This is a genomic window from Ruegeria sp. AD11(2025) (assembly GCF_056542405.1).
The window spans coordinates 99,028-112,997 of sequence record NZ_JBQFZU010000002.1 but is presented as its reverse complement, the minus strand read 5'-3'; the positions used below and the strand labels follow the sequence as shown (position 1 = coordinate 112,997).

Below are 13,970 nucleotides of genomic sequence, written 5' to 3'. Positions count from 1 at the left end.
ACTCAACTTTGGCGAAATAGTGACGGCGCAGGAGTTTCATGCCACCTGCGCGCAGAGTTGTACCCGGATTTTGCCGCACCCCGCACCAGTATATCCAGCATCCCCGAGATATCCTCGATCTCTTCCGCAATCACATGGATCACCGAATGCGCCCGCTGCATGCGGCCGGTGACCTTCAGCAACCGCCCCGAGATCACCGCGCGGCGGAACTGCTCGTAAATCTTGCGCCAGACCACCACGTTCACGATCCCGGTCTCATCCTCAAGCGTGACGAATATCACCCCTTTGGCCGTCCCCGGCCTTTGTCGCAAAATCACCAGCCCCGCCACCGTCACGCGCGCGCCCTCGGGCGGGTCGTCCAGCCTGTCAGAAGTTAAACAGGAAGGCGGGCGCGGCCAGTCCCGGTTTGAAACCGTAGGGCGAACAGGGGTAATAAGCATGAGAACAAAGATAGAACAAATGGCAGGAAAGTCCAGACGCGGCGTGATGAGTCGCAAATGAGGCTGGAAAGACCTAAATGCCTTCACTAAGGAAGACTCCGACAATCGAAAAAGGAAGACGCACGCAATGGCAAAGATCACCTATGTCGAGCACAGCGGTACCGAGCATACAGTCGAGGTCGCCAACGGACTGACCGTCATGGAAGGCGCCCGTGACAACAACATTCCCGGCATCGAAGCCGATTGTGGCGGCGCCTGCGCCTGCTCGACCTGCCATGTCTACCTCCACCCCGACTGGGTAGAGAAGGTTCCGGCCAAGGACGACATGGAAGAGGACATGCTGGACTTCGCTTATGAGCCCGACCCAGCGCGTTCACGCCTGACCTGCCAGATCAAGGTCACGGATGAGCTGGACGGTCTGGTGGTCCAGATGCCCGAAAAGCAGATCTAATGACGCCCCGGCCGGTCGCCGCCCTAGCAATCGCCCTCTGCGTTTGTCCCATTGCGGCCCGGCCCCAGCAAATCTGGCAAAACGAGCCGTTAGTTTCGGCGGAATACTCCGAGCCTACGGCGCGTTACCCGCATTGGGTTCTCGGCGATCAGATTGAATATGGTGCGCTGGTTCTGCAATACCTGCCCGGATGGGCTGAATATACGATCCGGCTGCCCGAAGAACGAGTTTTTGAAGACATCAATCCACGTCTCGTCGATATAGACAATGACGGCAAGCGCGAAGCCATGGTGGTCGAAAGCCACCGCGACAAGGGTGCACGGCTTGCGATCTATAATGGCGGTGGCCTAGTTGCCGCAACGCCTTACATCGGCACCCGATTTCGCTGGCTCGCGCCCGTTGGCGCAGCGGATCTGGACGGCGATGGCTTCGTAGAGGTCGCCTATATCGACCGACCCCACCTTGCCAAGACCCTGCGCATCTGGCGTTTCAAGGATGGCGACCTGACCGAGATCGCCGCTTTGCCCGGCCTGACCAACCATCGCATCGGCGAAGACTTCATCACCGGCGGGATCCGAGATTGCGGACTAGGCCCTGAACTCATTGTCGCCAGCGGTGATTGGAATGACATCGTGAGTGTGCATTTCGCTGAAGGCTGGCGACGGACCGAATTAGGCCCCTTCTCAGCTGACGCAATGAACCGAGTAATAGCCTGCTCCCGCTAAGCCCAACCGCAGCCCGCGCCAGCGGGCTGCCCGGCCCAAGGCCTTTGACGTCGCATCTTTGATGCAGCGTCAGGGCGCGGGAGCCTTTCGGATCAGAGCGCCCGCCAACCGATATCGCGACGGAAAAACCCATCAGGCCAGTCGACGCTATCCACCATGTCATAGGCCCGATCCCGCGCATCTTGCAGAGTCGCGCCCCGCGCGGTGACGTTCAACACACGCCCACCCGAGGCCAGCACCTGCCCGTCCGAGGCTTTGGTTCCAGCGTGGAACACCATGTTCGAACTGTCTTCGGGCAACCCCTCAAGCCCTTTGATCACGCTGCCCTTTTCATAGGAACCAGGATACCCATTCGCCGCCATCACAATGGTAAGGGCGTGATCCTCCGCCCAATTCACCTGTGCTTCTGCCAACCGGCCTTCGGCGGCGGCGTGCATCAGGTCCATTGCCTGCGCGCCAAGACGCATCATCAGGACTTGGCATTCGGGATCTCCGAATCGAACATTGTATTCCACAAGACGCGGCTGGCCGTCCTTGATCATCAGACCGGCATAGAGAACACCCTGAAACGGCATCCCGCGCCGTTTCATCTCGGCCACGGTTGGCTTGATGATCTCTTCCATCGCGCGGGCTTCGATCTCGGCGCTCAGAACTGGCGCCGGGGAATAGGCGCCCATGCCGCCAGTGTTCAGGCCCGTGTCGCCCTCACCCACACGCTTGTGGTCCTGTGCCGTGCCCACGGACAGAATGTCATCACCGTCGCACAACACGAATAGCGATGCCTCTTCGCCTTCCATGAACTCTTCGATAACGACCTCGGCACCGGCCCCACCAAAAGCGCCACCGAACATATCGTCGATTGCATCCAGCGCGGTTTGCTCGTCCATTGCCACGATCACGCCCTTACCAGCGGCAAGACCGTCGGCCTTGACCACAATCGGCGCGCCTTGTGCGCGGATATACTTTTTCGCTGGCTCGGCCTCGGTGAACCGCGCATAAGCCGCCGTCGGAGCACCCGACGCATCGCAGACTTCCTTGGTAAAGCTCTTCGAGGCCTCCAACTGCGCCGCAGCTGCCGAAGGGCCAAACACCAGCACGCCCGCCTCACGCAGGCGATCCGCCACACCAGCGGCAAGAGGCGCCTCGGGGCCGACAATCACAAAATCAATCGCGTTTGCCTCGGCAAAGCTGACGACCGCCCCGCCGTTCTCGATATCAAGTGCGGCACACTCCGCGATCTGCGCAATCCCGGCATTGCCCGGCGCCACGATCAGGCGGTCACATTTGGGGTTCTGCATTACTGCCCAGGCCAGGCTGTGTTCCCGCCCACCACTGCCGAGAATGAGGATATTCATGACTGCTCTCCGATCTGCTTGGCCTCGCCTTGCGGGCGTTCTAAGCTGGGCGGGCATTTGACACAAGGCGCTGAAATGTCCGACCTGCTTGACGACCCCATTCCCGGCCAAAACACTCCTGAATACACTGTTTCGGACATCTCGGGCGAAGTGAAACGGACGCTCGAAGGCACCTTCGGTCGAATCCGAGTGCGCGGTGAGGTCGGGCGCGTGTTCAAGGCGCGCTCGGGGCATTTGTATTATGACATCAAGGACGACCGGAACGTGTTGGCCTGCACCACGTGGAAGGGTCAGGTTTCGGGATTGTCCGTTGTCCCTGAGGAAGGGCTAGAGGTCGTCGTCACTGGTCGGCTCACTGCCTTCGGTGCTCAGTCAAAATACAATCTGAACGTCGATGAGGTTGCGGTTGCCGGGCAAGGCGCGCTGATGGCCTTGCTGGAGAAACGCAAGAAACAGCTTGAGGCCGAAGGGTTATTCGCACCCGAACGCAAAAAGCCGCTGCCTTATTTGCCACAAATCATCGGCGTGGTGACCTCGCCTTCGGGCGCGGTGATTAGGGATATTTTGCACCGCCTGCGTGATCGTTTTCCGCGCAAGGTTTTGATCTGGCCAGTGGCCGTTCAGGGATCGAACTGCGCCCCCGAGGTCGCAAATGCGATCAAGGGCTTCAACCAAATGACACCGGGCGGAGCCCTGCCTCGCCCCGATCTGATCATCGTCGCCCGGGGTGGTGGATCGATCGAAGACCTCTGGGGCTTTAACGAAGAGATCGTGGCGCGCGCTGCTGCAGCCTCGAACATTCCGCTGATCTCGGCCGTTGGACACGAAACGGATACAACCCTGATCGACTATGTTTCCGACCGCCGCGCACCAACCCCAACCGCAGCCGCCGAACTGGCCGTGCCCGTGCGGATGGAACTGCTGGCCTGGACCGGTGAACAGGGCGCGCGCCTGTCCCGCGCTGCGACAGATGCGGTGCAGCGGAGGTCGCAGCGCCTGCGTGATCTTTCCCGTGCCTTGCCACGCCCGGACAGCTTATTGAACACTCCACGTCAACGGCTTGATTTGATTGCCGATCGCCTGACCCCAGCACTAGAGCGCGGCGTTCAAAACCGACACCTACAAGTGGCGAAAATGTCTGCCCACTTGCGCCCTTCGACCCTGCGCAACCTCGTCACTAGTCGTCAGGAAGCGGTGCGCAACCTGTCCTCGCGCCTGTCCCTGCGCCCCATTCAGCGAGAGATCGAGATACAGCACCAGACCATCACCCGGCTGGCCGAACGGATGAACGTAGCGCAGACAACCCGCCTGGATCGGATGCGTCAACAATTGACCGCGACAGACCGGCTGCGCGAAACGCTCAGCTACAAGGCAACGTTGCAACGGGGCTATGCCGTGGTACGCGCCGACGATCACGTTCTGACAACCAAAAAGCAGGCCGAGAAACACGAGGCATTGCAAATCGAGTTTGCCGATGGCGTGCTGACCACCGGGCAATCCACCACCCAACGACCGGCTCCGAAGAAAGCACCCAAAAAAGACGCACCGGATCAGGGTTCACTGTTCTGAGTGCAGATTATACTCCGACATCCGGTCCGTAGCAGATCATCTCTTCACCGATATCTTCGGCCTCGTAGAGTTCGGTCTGCGCCGGGTCGCCCTCGAACTGAGCAATCAGGCCATTCCCAGACCGGGTGAAAACCCAGCATTGCGGGGCCAGACGATCTTCGTAGATGAAACAGATCTGTTCGTCCTGCTCATACCAGACGCCTTCCTTGCAATCGCCATCCAGAAACGACCAGACGACGCGGCGATTGGGCAAATAACGCTCGACCCCGTAGACCTTTCCCTGAAAGCCATAATACAGGGTTTTTCCGCGCGTATACTCGTCGAAATCCGACGCCGTCAGCGCTGGTTGAGCCAAAGCTGAATACGCGGGCAACGAGAGGAGAATCGCTAGATATCTGAACATGATCACATTGTGTCAGATGCGGTTATCCGGTGCCATTGCCATTTCCGCACAACCACCTGCCTTGACGTCACCGGTTGAGGTGAGCCGACAACCCGTAACATGCTGCAAAAAACGGGAGAGGTATTCATGACAACTGCATTGTTCTGGCTCGCAGCTATCTGTGCTCTGGCCTATCTGCCCCTGTCGCCGCGTCCTGCCAGCGCCTTGCGGTCGCTGTTGAAAACCGCATCGGTGGCCCTGCTGGCCCTGATTGCCTTGCTGGACGCAGCACCGCTTTTACTGGTTTTGGCGCTAGCCCTGTGCGCCCTTGGCGACGCGCTGTTGTCGCGCGAGACGGGCAATACCTTCATGGCGGGTATCGCAGCCTTTGCTGCCGGACATCTGGCCTATGTCGCGCTGTTCCTGACCTATCCCGCCAGCGATCCAGCATTGATCTTCGACAAACCCGGTTTTTTCTGGTCGCTCATCATTCTTGGGATCGTTGCCGCCACTCTGCTCGCACCGCGCGCCGGCGACCTCAAGGGCCCGGTGCTGGGCTATATCCCGATCATTCTGGGGATGGGCATTACTGTCCTGGCCCTGCCAGAAACCGGTGCCCTGCGTTGGGCCCTGCCTGCGGCCCTGGCCTTTATCGCGTCCGACCTGATCCTGGCGACCGAAAAGTTCCTGTTGCCCGCAAACCACCCCGCCTTGAGGATCACGCCCTATCTGGTCTGGCCGCTTTATTGGGGTGCGCAGGCCGGTTTGCTGATTGCCTTTCTCTGACCCTTTGCAACTGCCGCAATTCCGCATTAGGTGAAGGGAACACCTGCGGAGACCAAAAATGGCGTTTTTCTCAAAGCTCAAGGACAAGCTGTTCAAATCCTCGTCCCGCCTCGAACAGGGGCTTGAGGCCATCGTCGAAGACGGTGGAGAGGAAACGACCGCCCCCGACCCGATCATCCCCGAGCCCGAGCCGCAGCCCGAACCGGTGCCGGAAGTTCCGCAACCGGTTCCCGAAGTGCCGGAACCCGCACCGGCACCACAGCCGGTCGAGGTGCCCGAGCCCGCGCCCGTCGATCCGACCCCTACGCCGCCCCCACCGGAGGATGCGCCCTCCAAGGGCGTGCTGGGCCGTCTGTTCGGTCGCAGCGAGACCAAAACCGCAATACGCCGTACACTGGATGACGACATGCTGGAGCAGCTCGAAGAGCTGCTGATCGCCTCGGACATGGGCGTCGATACCGCCCTGCGCGTCACCGCAAACATGGCCGAGGGGCGCTATGGCCACAAACTCTCGACCCAGGAAATCAAACAGCTTCTGGCGCAGGAAGTTTCACGCGTGATGGAGCCGGTCGCCAAGCCCCTACCGATCTATCCAAAACGCCCGCAGGTGGTGCTGGTCGTCGGCGTGAACGGGTCGGGCAAGACCACAACGATCGGCAAATTGGCCAGTCAGTTCAAGGCCGCTGGCAAAAAAGTCGTAATTGCTGCCGGAGATACCTTCCGCGCCGCCGCTGTCGAACAGCTTCAAGTCTGGGGCGAGCGCGCAGGTGTGCCCGTTCTGACTGCGCCCGAAGGGTCCGATCCGGCCAGCCTTGCCTTCGACGCGCTGACCAAGGCGCAAGAAGACGGCGCCGACCTGCTGATGATCGACACGGCCGGTCGTCTGCAGAACCGCGCCGACTTAATGGAAGAACTGGCCAAGATCGTACGCGTTATCCGCAAGAAGGACGAAACCGCACCGCACAACACTTTGCTCGTGCTGGACGCCACCACAGGCCAAAACGCGCTGAGCCAGGTGGAAACCTTCCGCAATCTGGCCGACGTCTCGGGTCTGGTCATGACCAAGCTCGACGGAACCGCCAAGGGCGGCGTGTTGGTGGCACTGGCGGACAAGTTCGGCCTGCCTATCCACGCCATCGGCGTCGGCGAACAAATCGACGACCTTGCCCCCTTTGACCCCGATGAATTTGCCGCCGCGCTGACTGGATTGGAAAGAAGGTAGCCTTTGGTCTTTGATAATTTGATAGCCAAATTCGGGTCTTTTGAGTTCTACTTCGATGTCACCTTACTGGTGGCAATCGCAGGCGTTGTTTGGACTTTTGCCAGGAAAATCGCTCAAGAACTTTATTTCTTACTATCCCTGCGAACACAACAAATCGAATTCGAGCTAAACCCTAAGGGCCAAGCACCGGAGAGTATCACCAACCTCAACCTGCTCGTTATTCGATACGGGAACGACAAATACCTTGAGCAGCTTGCTAGCGATCGAGAGCGTTACCACGGACGATTGCAGAACAAGATCGTTCGGGTGCCTGAACGGCCAACCAATAATGACGGTCCAATCCGAGTGAGGCTCAAGGTTCACAAACGACTTGGGACACAGTTCAAGTTTTTCGTGGACGTATCAGGAGATCCGAAATCAGCCGTCGACTACCTCGAGTCACATGACACTGTAAGTGGTGTTTTTTGCAAAGAACTCCCAAACGTTCGTGTCGGTGAAGCGACGCGACATCGTATCTTCTTTTTGGTAGATCGTTTGGACACGGTCGAAACGGTCGAAGGCATTGTCAACAATTTCATCTTCCCGGTCTAAGAATTGAGTGACTGGCTAATTTCTCTGGAAGGCACCGAAGCAGGCCACCAACTCGCCCTCGGGCTTGCACTGATGGCGGCTTTCCTGCACGCGGTTTTCGGCGCCCTGCAAAAAGGCCGCCACGATCCATGGATGTCGCGCGGCGCCATCGACGCCAGCTATTGTCTTCTGGCTGCCCCCTTTGCGTTTTTCGTGGTGCCCTGGCCCGAACCCTATATGTGGCCGATTTTTGCGACCGTATGGGTAATCCACATCGCCTACAAAACCCTTCAGGCCATGGCTTATACCAAGGGGTCCTACACGGTCGTCTACCCGGTTGTCCGCGGCACTGGCCCGCTGTTCACCGTCATCGGCGCCTATCTGCTTTTCGGAGAGACCTTCACCGGCACCCAATGGTTCGGTGTGGCCGTCCTGCTGGCCGGCATTTTCGGACTGGCCGCCTATAATTTTCGCTTCCTCGAAACCAACCGCGAAACACTGGGCATCGCATTGGTGCTGGCCGTCGCAACCGGCCTTTTCGTGGCGCTCTACACCACCTATGACGCCTACGGCATCCGCGCCACCGCCGACCCCTTCACCTTTCTGGCGTGGTTCTTCATGATCGACGGGGCGGCAATGCCGATCTACGCCTTCCTCAGATGGCGGGCGATGATCAATCGCCCGGCCATCGGCCCGCTGATGTTGCGCGGACTGGCCGGCGGCATCATCGCCCCCTTGTCTTTCGGGGCGATAATGCTGGCCACAAGGCTCGACAAGGTCGGCGAAGCCGCCGTCTTGCGGGAAACCTCGACTGTCTTTGCCGCCCTGATCGGTTGGCTGGTTCTAAAAGAAACCGTGGGCCCAAGACGGATCGGGTTGATGGCATTGATTGCACTTGGCGCCGTAATAGTTGAAATGGGCGGGTAAGCAGCAGGAAACCGTTATGACAGGCAAAAAAGAGATCAACCCGTTTCTGAAGCAGGTGCTGGAGCTTGGCCCTCCGTTGGCTTTCTTCTTCATTTACCTGCGTCTGCGTGACGACAGTTTTCTGATCGGCGGCATTGAATACTCCGGCTTTATCGTCGCCACTATCATCTTTGTCCCGCTGATGCTGGCCGCCATGGCTATCCTCTGGTACCTGACCGGCAAGCTCAGCCGGATGCAAATATTCACGGCATTTATGGTCATATTCTTTGGTGGCCTGACTGCATGGTTCAATGACGAGCGATTTTTCAAGATGAAAACCACGCTTGTCTACGGGTTCTTTTCGGTGATCCTTGGCATCGGCCTGCTGCAGGGCAAGTCTTACCTCGCTTATGTCCTGGACGAGATGCTGCCAATGCGCCACGAAGGCTGGATGATCCTGACCCGACGGCTTTGCGGCTGTTTTGCGGTTCTGGCAGTGGCCAACGAATTCGTCTGGCGCACGTTGTCGACCGACCTCTGGGTCAAGATCGAAACCTTCGGGTTCCCAATCGCGCTGATGGTGTTCCTGATGCTGCAATTCAATCTGCTGCAAAGCTACATGGATGATCCTGACCATCAATAGGGGAAAATAAGTGCCCCCTTTCGCCTCATGCGGTAACGGAATTTTGTTTATTCCCAGACGTAACACAGGAACAAACAGACAAAATCCTTGGCTAAACGCCAAAGCTGTGGAAAGTTGTGGCACCACTCACAGCCGGAGCACCAGAAACTCATGACGGCTTTTCCAGACAGCGGCTTTCTGTCCGAGGCATCTGACAGGCTCAAAGCCATGCTTTCCGCGCAGGCGACCGAAATTACTTTGGAACGTGGAGAGGTTCTGTTCGAGCAAGGCGACGAAGGCGACGCCCTCTTTGCTATTCTCGAAGGCACGCTCGAGGTTTCCTTTCTGGCTATGAGCGGCCGAAAACTGTCACTGACCCTGATGCGGCCCGGAGAGGTTTTTGGCGAGATTGCCCTGTTTGACAGCGGCCCACGCACTGCCACCATTGCGGCGGCAGAGCATTCACGCGTGTTGCGGGTGCGGCAAGGCGATGTGATGGATCAGATCCGGCTACATCCCGACCTTGCGGTTGATCTGATCCGTCTGGCCGGCCTGCGAATGCGGTGGATGGGATCACAACTGAACGAGCAGGTCTTTCTGCCGATGCCGATCCGCCTGGCCCGCAAGTTGTTGCACCTGTCCGAACTGCAAGATGATCCATCCAAACGGATTACCCTGTCGCAAAGCGAACTGGCCGAGTTCGTGGGCGCCACTCGGGAAGCGGTATCCAAAACCATTTCCACATGGAAACGCGATAACGTGGTCGAAGCGTCGCGCGGCGGGCTGATGATTCAGGATTTCGCTGCGCTGCGGGAATTGGCCGATTCCGACCTGATCTGAGCCCTGTGACCTGCTTCACAGACCATGGATGGCGTTAAGCCTATCGTCATAGTTGTTACCGTAGGAGGTCAGAGAATCATCCCCGATATCTGTCCACTGACCTCTCCCTGTACCAGAGCCACGCACCTCCCCGGTGCGTGGCTCACTATCTCGCAGCACAAAAAAGGCCGGAGCATAAGCTCCGGCCTAATCTCGTTTCTGATCAGGTTACTTACTCGCCAAGGCTCAACGCCACAAAGCGGGGTTCGCCACCGCGGCGCACCAGCAGCAGCAGCGATTTACGCCCTGCTTCGCGCGCCTCGTCCATGCGTGCTTCCAGATCTTCGATCGAGCTGACCTTCTGTTGACCGGCCTCGGTGATCAGGTCACCGGCGCGCAGACCCTTGGAAAAGGCTTCGGACGCCTCGTCCACTTCGGTCACAACCAGCCCTTCAGCATCCGCATCCAGACCAAGATCTTCTCGCAACGTATCGGTCAAAGGCGAAATTGTCAGACCAAGAACATCGGCGTTTTCCTCGGCCGGAATGTCCGGCGTTTCTTCGTCACCGTTCTCGGCGCGCTCTGCGTCCTCACGCCGGCCCAGTGTCACCAGAACGGTCTGGGTGCCACCGTCACGGTGGACCACCACGCGAACTGATTTGCCAACGGTGGTTTCGCCAACCTGACGGACCAGACCGCGCGTATCTTCGACCTCGACACCGTCAAAGCTGAGGATCACGTCACCGGCCAGCAGACCCGCCTCTTTGGCCGGACCATCCGGCACGTCACTGATCAGCGCACCGCCGGGCTTGTCCAGCCCCATCGCCTCGGCCATATCCTCGGTCACGTCCTGAATGCGCACGCCCAGCCAGCCGCGGCGGGTCTCCCCGAATTCGCGCAGCTGATCGACTACTTTGACCACCACATTGGAGGCCATCGAGAAGCCAATCCCGATCGAACCACCGTTAGGCGACAGGATCGCCGTGTTCACGCCGATCACTTCGCCATCCATGTTGAACAGAGGACCACCCGAGTTGCCGCGGTTGATGGCCGCATCGGTCTGGATGTAATCGTCATACGACCCGCTCAGCGCGCGGTTTCGAGCCGAGACAATGCCCGCCGAGACCGAAAAGCCTTGCCCGAGCGGGTTGCCCATAGCGATCACCCAATCACCGACACGCGCAATGTCGCTATCGCCGAATTTCACGTATTGCAGAGGACTCGTGGCCTCGACCTTGAGCAGCGCGATGTCGGTTTTTTCATCCGTACCGATCACTTTGGCCGGCAATTCCTTCTTGGGTTGCCCGTCACCGGGGAAGAATTCCACAAGGATTTCATCAGCTTCGGCGATGACGTGATTGTTGGTAACAATATAGCCGTCCTCTGAAATCACAAAGCCAGAACCCAGCGCGTTGCTGCGGCGCGGGCGGTTGTCGTCGTCACCGTTGCGGTCCTGAAACTCGCGAAAGAAATCCTCGAACGGAGAGCCCTCGGGCACAATCCCCTGCGGCCCCGTCTGCCCTTCGATCAGGGTTGTGGTGGTGATGTTGACCACTGCCGGACTGATCTTTTCGGCCAGCGGCGCCAAGCTTTCGCCCCGCGCCTGAGCAGCGACGGTCTGCGCCAGAACAAGCAGCATCCCCGCGAAAGCCAGCCACATCAGCCGCATGAAACCAACACTATCGTCCCGCCGGACCGAAATACTTCGTGCTTGTGCCTGCACTTGGGAACTCCTTGTCGACAATTCTTCTTTGGCCGCCCCTCGGCAACCCTTCTTAGCAACCAATGTAGTCAGTTTGTCCAAGCCCGCAACTCGGGATCGCAGGGAAATCACCGGCAATTGAAATGACTGTACTAAAACCCGACCTGATACGCGCCCCAAAGCAACACCAGACCGCTGACGACACACAGCAGCCCCGCCAGCCGACGCGCCTGTTCGGGCAGCGACCGCAGTGCTTCAAGCATACGTTCAATAAGCGAAGGGGCCAGCGCATAGGCCAGCCCCTCGACAATCAGTACCAGCCCGAAAGCCAGAAGGATCAGGCCCATTACCGGCCACCCTGTCCGGTAGGCGATTTCAGATAGTTGAAGAAATCAGAATCCGGGCTGAGTACCAGCGAGCTGTTGCCACCCTGCAGCGCCTGCTCATAGGCTGAAAGCGAGCGGTAGAATTCAAAGAATTCAGGGTCTGCGCCGTATGCTTCGGCAAAGATCGCGTTGCGTTCGGCGTCAGCCTCACCACGAATAATCTCGGCCTCGCGGTTGGCATCTGACACCAACTCGACCACGGTCCGGTCGGCCTGCGCGCGGATACGCTGTGCCGCTTCCTTACCACGGGCGCGTTCGTCAGTTGCCTCACGCTCCCGCTCGGCTTTCATCCGATCAAAGGTCGCCTCCAAGTTGGCCTGCGGCAGGTCGGTCGCTTTCAGACGCACGTCGATCACATTGACGCCCAGCGCGCGTGCTTCGGCAATCGCGCTGTTGCGGATACGCAGCATCAGTGCCGCACGATCCGAGCTGAGGATGTCACGAGATGAAACCGAACCCAGAACTTCGCGGGTTTCGGCCCGCAGGATACGGTCCAGACGATCTTCGGCCACCGGGATTCCACCGACACCAACAGCTTGGCGGAACTGGTTCAAGTCAGCGATCCGGTAACGGGCGAACGCGTCGACCACCAGACGGCGGTCGTCCAGAGGCGTGACTTCCAGCGGCTGCACGTCAATCGACAAGATGCGGTCGTCATAACGAACGACTTCCTGAATGATCGGTATCTTGAACGCGAGTCCAGGCTCTTCCTTAACGTCGACAACACGACCGAACTGCAGAACCAATGCACGTTCCCGTTCATCCACAATAAAAATCGAGGACAGGCCGATCACGCCAAGGATCACGACGAGGATGAGGATAATGGGTGACTTACGCATCAGTTGCTCTCCTCGGTCTGATTGCGGCGCAGTTCATTGAGAGGCAGATAAGGTACAACACCCTGCCCCGAACCGGTCGAGTTTTCGTCGAGGATAATCTTGTCCACATCCCCCAGAACCTGCTCCATGCGTTCCAGATACAAGCGTTTACGGGTCACGTCGGGAGCCTTGGAGTATTCTTCCAAAACAGCGCTGAATCGGCTGGCTTCACCCTGGGCGCTGTTGACCTGCTGGGCGCGATAGGCCTCGGCCTGTTCCAGAACCTGCGCGGCTTCACCGCGGGCTTCCGCGAGAACCTGGTTTGCGTACGCGTCAGCGACGTTTTGCAGACGGTCACGCTCCTGCGCTGCGGCCTGAACGTCGCGGAACGCAGCGATCACGTCTTGCGGCGGGTCGGCCTTGTCAAAGTTCACACGGACGATGTTGATGCCCGAATCGTAGCTGTCCATGGTCGCCTGTATCAGCTCCTGCAGGCGGTCCGCGATCACACCACGATCCCGGTTCAGGATCGGGGCCAGTTCGCTTTGCGCAATGATCTCACGCATCGCTGATTCAGACACGGCGCGGATTGTCTGACGCGGGTCGCGCAGGTTGAACAGAAACTTTGCCGGATCGTTGATGTTCCATACAACCTGATAGTCGATATCGACCACGTTTTCATCGCCAGTCAGCATCAGACCGTCGTCGCTGCCACGCGTACCGCCCATATCTTCGGTCTGTTCGCGTGTGACCGGGATAACCTCGGCCGTCACCAAAGGCCAAGGGGCGAAGTTCAGACCGGGATTCCCGACCGAAGAGAACTCACCCAGAAGCAGTTCAACCGATTGTTCTTCGGGTTTGACGGTGTAAAAGCTTGCAGCCGCCCATAAGCCCGCCGCAACCAGTACACCAATCGCCACGGTCCCCTTAGTAAAGATCGGACCGCCTCCACCGCCGCCCTGACTTCCGCCACGGCCACCGCCACCGCGCCCGCCCATCAGAACGCGCAGCTGTTCCTGGCCTTTTTTCATCAGTTCGTCGATCTCGGGGATCTGCGGGCCTTCGCCTTCGGGGGGCTTGCGCCCATCCCCGTTGTTACCCCGATTTCCTCCGCCACCGGATGAGCCTCCGCCCCCCCAGGGGCCACCGCTGTTGCCCGCCATATGTATCTATTCCTTGTGTTGGACCGTGTGATCACGGTTTCCCTTGTAACTTGT

16 protein-coding genes are annotated in these 13,970 nt (G+C 58.9%); 9 read left to right on the top strand and 7 right to left on the bottom strand.

Features of this window, described 5'->3' with window-relative positions:
* Positions 1–2 precede the first annotated feature (2 nt).
* Positions 3–440 (bottom strand): OB-fold nucleic acid binding domain-containing protein, encoded by a 438-nt coding sequence (locus ACR1XY_RS02425; protein ID WP_480589604.1) that lies wholly within the window; start codon positions 438–440, stop codon positions 3–5.
* A 127-nt stretch (positions 441–567) separates the two neighbouring features.
* Here ACR1XY_RS02425 and ACR1XY_RS02420 point away from each other — a divergent pair, with 127 nt between their 5' ends.
* The gene (locus ACR1XY_RS02420) at positions 568–891 is read left to right on the top strand and encodes a 2Fe-2S iron-sulfur cluster-binding protein (RefSeq protein ID WP_170324526.1); all 324 of its coding nucleotides are present in this window, start codon (positions 568–570) and stop codon (positions 889–891) included.
* The gene (locus ACR1XY_RS02415; protein WP_480589603.1) at positions 891–1,616 is read left to right on the top strand and encodes an FG-GAP repeat domain-containing protein; all 726 of its coding nucleotides are present in this window, start codon (positions 891–893) and stop codon (positions 1,614–1,616) included. Before ACR1XY_RS02420 ends, ACR1XY_RS02415 begins: the two co-directional genes overlap by 1 nt.
* A gap of 92 nt (positions 1,617–1,708) precedes the next feature.
* Here ACR1XY_RS02415 and purD read toward each other — a convergent pair whose 3' ends face one another.
* Positions 1,709–2,971: a phosphoribosylamine--glycine ligase gene (gene purD, locus ACR1XY_RS02410; protein ID WP_480589602.1), complete on the bottom strand. Its 1,263-nt coding sequence runs from the start codon at positions 2,969–2,971 to the stop codon at positions 1,709–1,711.
* 75 nt (positions 2,972–3,046) lie between these two features.
* Here purD and xseA point away from each other — a divergent pair, with 75 nt between their 5' ends.
* Positions 3,047–4,540, top strand: coding sequence for an exodeoxyribonuclease VII large subunit (gene xseA / locus ACR1XY_RS02405; protein WP_480589601.1), 1,494 nt, complete (start codon positions 3,047–3,049; stop codon positions 4,538–4,540).
* Positions 4,541–4,547: 7 nt separating this feature from the next.
* Here xseA and ACR1XY_RS02400 read toward each other — a convergent pair whose 3' ends face one another.
* Positions 4,548–4,943: a hypothetical protein gene (locus ACR1XY_RS02400; RefSeq protein WP_480589600.1), complete on the bottom strand. Its 396-nt coding sequence runs from the start codon at positions 4,941–4,943 to the stop codon at positions 4,548–4,550.
* A 126-nt stretch (positions 4,944–5,069) separates the two neighbouring features.
* Here ACR1XY_RS02400 and ACR1XY_RS02395 point away from each other — a divergent pair, with 126 nt between their 5' ends.
* From ACR1XY_RS02395 to ACR1XY_RS02370, 6 genes are all read left to right on the top strand, one after another.
* Positions 5,070–5,708 carry a lysoplasmalogenase family protein gene (locus ACR1XY_RS02395; protein ID WP_480589599.1) on the top strand — a complete coding sequence of 213 codons (639 nt, stop codon included), beginning with the start codon at positions 5,070–5,072 and terminating at the stop codon, positions 5,706–5,708.
* Positions 5,709–5,766: 58 nt separating this feature from the next.
* Positions 5,767–6,930, top strand: coding sequence for a signal recognition particle-docking protein FtsY (ftsY, locus tag ACR1XY_RS02390; protein WP_480589598.1), 1,164 nt, complete (start codon positions 5,767–5,769; stop codon positions 6,928–6,930).
* A gap of 3 nt (positions 6,931–6,933) precedes the next feature.
* A complete protein-coding gene (locus ACR1XY_RS02385; protein WP_480589597.1) occupies positions 6,934–7,521 on the top strand; it encodes a hypothetical protein in 588 nt (195 codons plus the stop codon).
* Positions 7,522–7,524: 3 nt separating this feature from the next.
* Entirely contained in the window at positions 7,525–8,427 is a 903-nt protein-coding gene (locus ACR1XY_RS02380; RefSeq protein WP_480589596.1) for an EamA family transporter, read from the top strand.
* A 16-nt stretch (positions 8,428–8,443) separates the two neighbouring features.
* The gene (locus ACR1XY_RS02375; protein WP_480589595.1) at positions 8,444–9,049 is read left to right on the top strand and encodes an inner membrane-spanning protein YciB; all 606 of its coding nucleotides are present in this window, start codon (positions 8,444–8,446) and stop codon (positions 9,047–9,049) included.
* 150 nt (positions 9,050–9,199) lie between these two features.
* Positions 9,200–9,868 (top strand): Crp/Fnr family transcriptional regulator, encoded by a 669-nt coding sequence (locus ACR1XY_RS02370; protein WP_480589594.1) that lies wholly within the window; start codon positions 9,200–9,202, stop codon positions 9,866–9,868.
* 211 nt (positions 9,869–10,079) lie between these two features.
* On the opposite strand, the gene ACR1XY_RS02365 is transcribed toward ACR1XY_RS02370, so the two are convergent.
* The 4 genes from ACR1XY_RS02365 to hflK form a co-directional block, all read right to left on the bottom strand.
* On the bottom strand, positions 10,080–11,570 hold the full coding sequence (locus ACR1XY_RS02365; protein WP_480589593.1) for a DegQ family serine endoprotease: 1,491 nt from the start codon (positions 11,568–11,570) through the stop codon (positions 10,080–10,082).
* Positions 11,571–11,701: 131 nt separating this feature from the next.
* Positions 11,702–11,896, bottom strand: a complete 195-nt coding sequence (locus ACR1XY_RS02360) for a DUF2065 domain-containing protein (RefSeq protein WP_170324515.1) — start codon at positions 11,894–11,896, stop codon at positions 11,702–11,704.
* The gene (gene hflC, locus ACR1XY_RS02355; protein ID WP_480589592.1) at positions 11,896–12,774 is read right to left on the bottom strand and encodes a protease modulator HflC; all 879 of its coding nucleotides are present in this window, start codon (positions 12,772–12,774) and stop codon (positions 11,896–11,898) included. Before hflC ends, ACR1XY_RS02360 begins: the two co-directional genes overlap by 1 nt.
* On the bottom strand, positions 12,774–13,916 hold the full coding sequence (gene hflK, locus ACR1XY_RS02350; protein ID WP_480589591.1) for an FtsH protease activity modulator HflK: 1,143 nt from the start codon (positions 13,914–13,916) through the stop codon (positions 12,774–12,776). The genes hflC and hflK overlap by 1 nt, the downstream gene beginning before the upstream one ends.
* Positions 13,917–13,970: the final 54 nt, after the last annotated feature.

Coding starts and splice junctions, on each gene's coding strand:
- ftsY (WP_480589598.1), top strand. CDS start 5,767: ATGGCGTTTTTCTCAAAGCTCAAGGACAAGCTGTTCAAATCCTCGTCC.
- ACR1XY_RS02360 (WP_170324515.1), bottom strand. CDS start 11,896: ATGGGCCTGATCCTTCTGGCTTTCGGGCTGGTACTGATTGTCGAGGGG.
- xseA (WP_480589601.1), top strand. CDS start 3,047: ATGTCCGACCTGCTTGACGACCCCATTCCCGGCCAAAACACTCCTGAA.
- hflC (WP_480589592.1), bottom strand. CDS start 12,774: ATGCGTAAGTCACCCATTATCCTCATCCTCGTCGTGATCCTTGGCGTG.
- ACR1XY_RS02395 (WP_480589599.1), top strand. CDS start 5,070: ATGACAACTGCATTGTTCTGGCTCGCAGCTATCTGTGCTCTGGCCTAT.
- ACR1XY_RS02370 (WP_480589594.1), top strand. CDS start 9,200: ATGACGGCTTTTCCAGACAGCGGCTTTCTGTCCGAGGCATCTGACAGG.
- purD (WP_480589602.1), bottom strand. CDS start 2,971: ATGAATATCCTCATTCTCGGCAGTGGTGGGCGGGAACACAGCCTGGCC.
- ACR1XY_RS02420 (WP_170324526.1), top strand. CDS start 568: ATGGCAAAGATCACCTATGTCGAGCACAGCGGTACCGAGCATACAGTC.
- hflK (WP_480589591.1), bottom strand. CDS start 13,916: ATGGCGGGCAACAGCGGTGGCCCCTGGGGGGGCGGAGGCTCATCCGGT.
- ACR1XY_RS02425 (WP_480589604.1), bottom strand. CDS start 440: ATGCTTATTACCCCTGTTCGCCCTACGGTTTCAAACCGGGACTGGCCG.
- ACR1XY_RS02400 (WP_480589600.1), bottom strand. CDS start 4,943: ATGTTCAGATATCTAGCGATTCTCCTCTCGTTGCCCGCGTATTCAGCT.
- ACR1XY_RS02415 (WP_480589603.1), top strand. CDS start 891: ATGACGCCCCGGCCGGTCGCCGCCCTAGCAATCGCCCTCTGCGTTTGT.
- ACR1XY_RS02375 (WP_480589595.1), top strand. CDS start 8,444: ATGACAGGCAAAAAAGAGATCAACCCGTTTCTGAAGCAGGTGCTGGAG.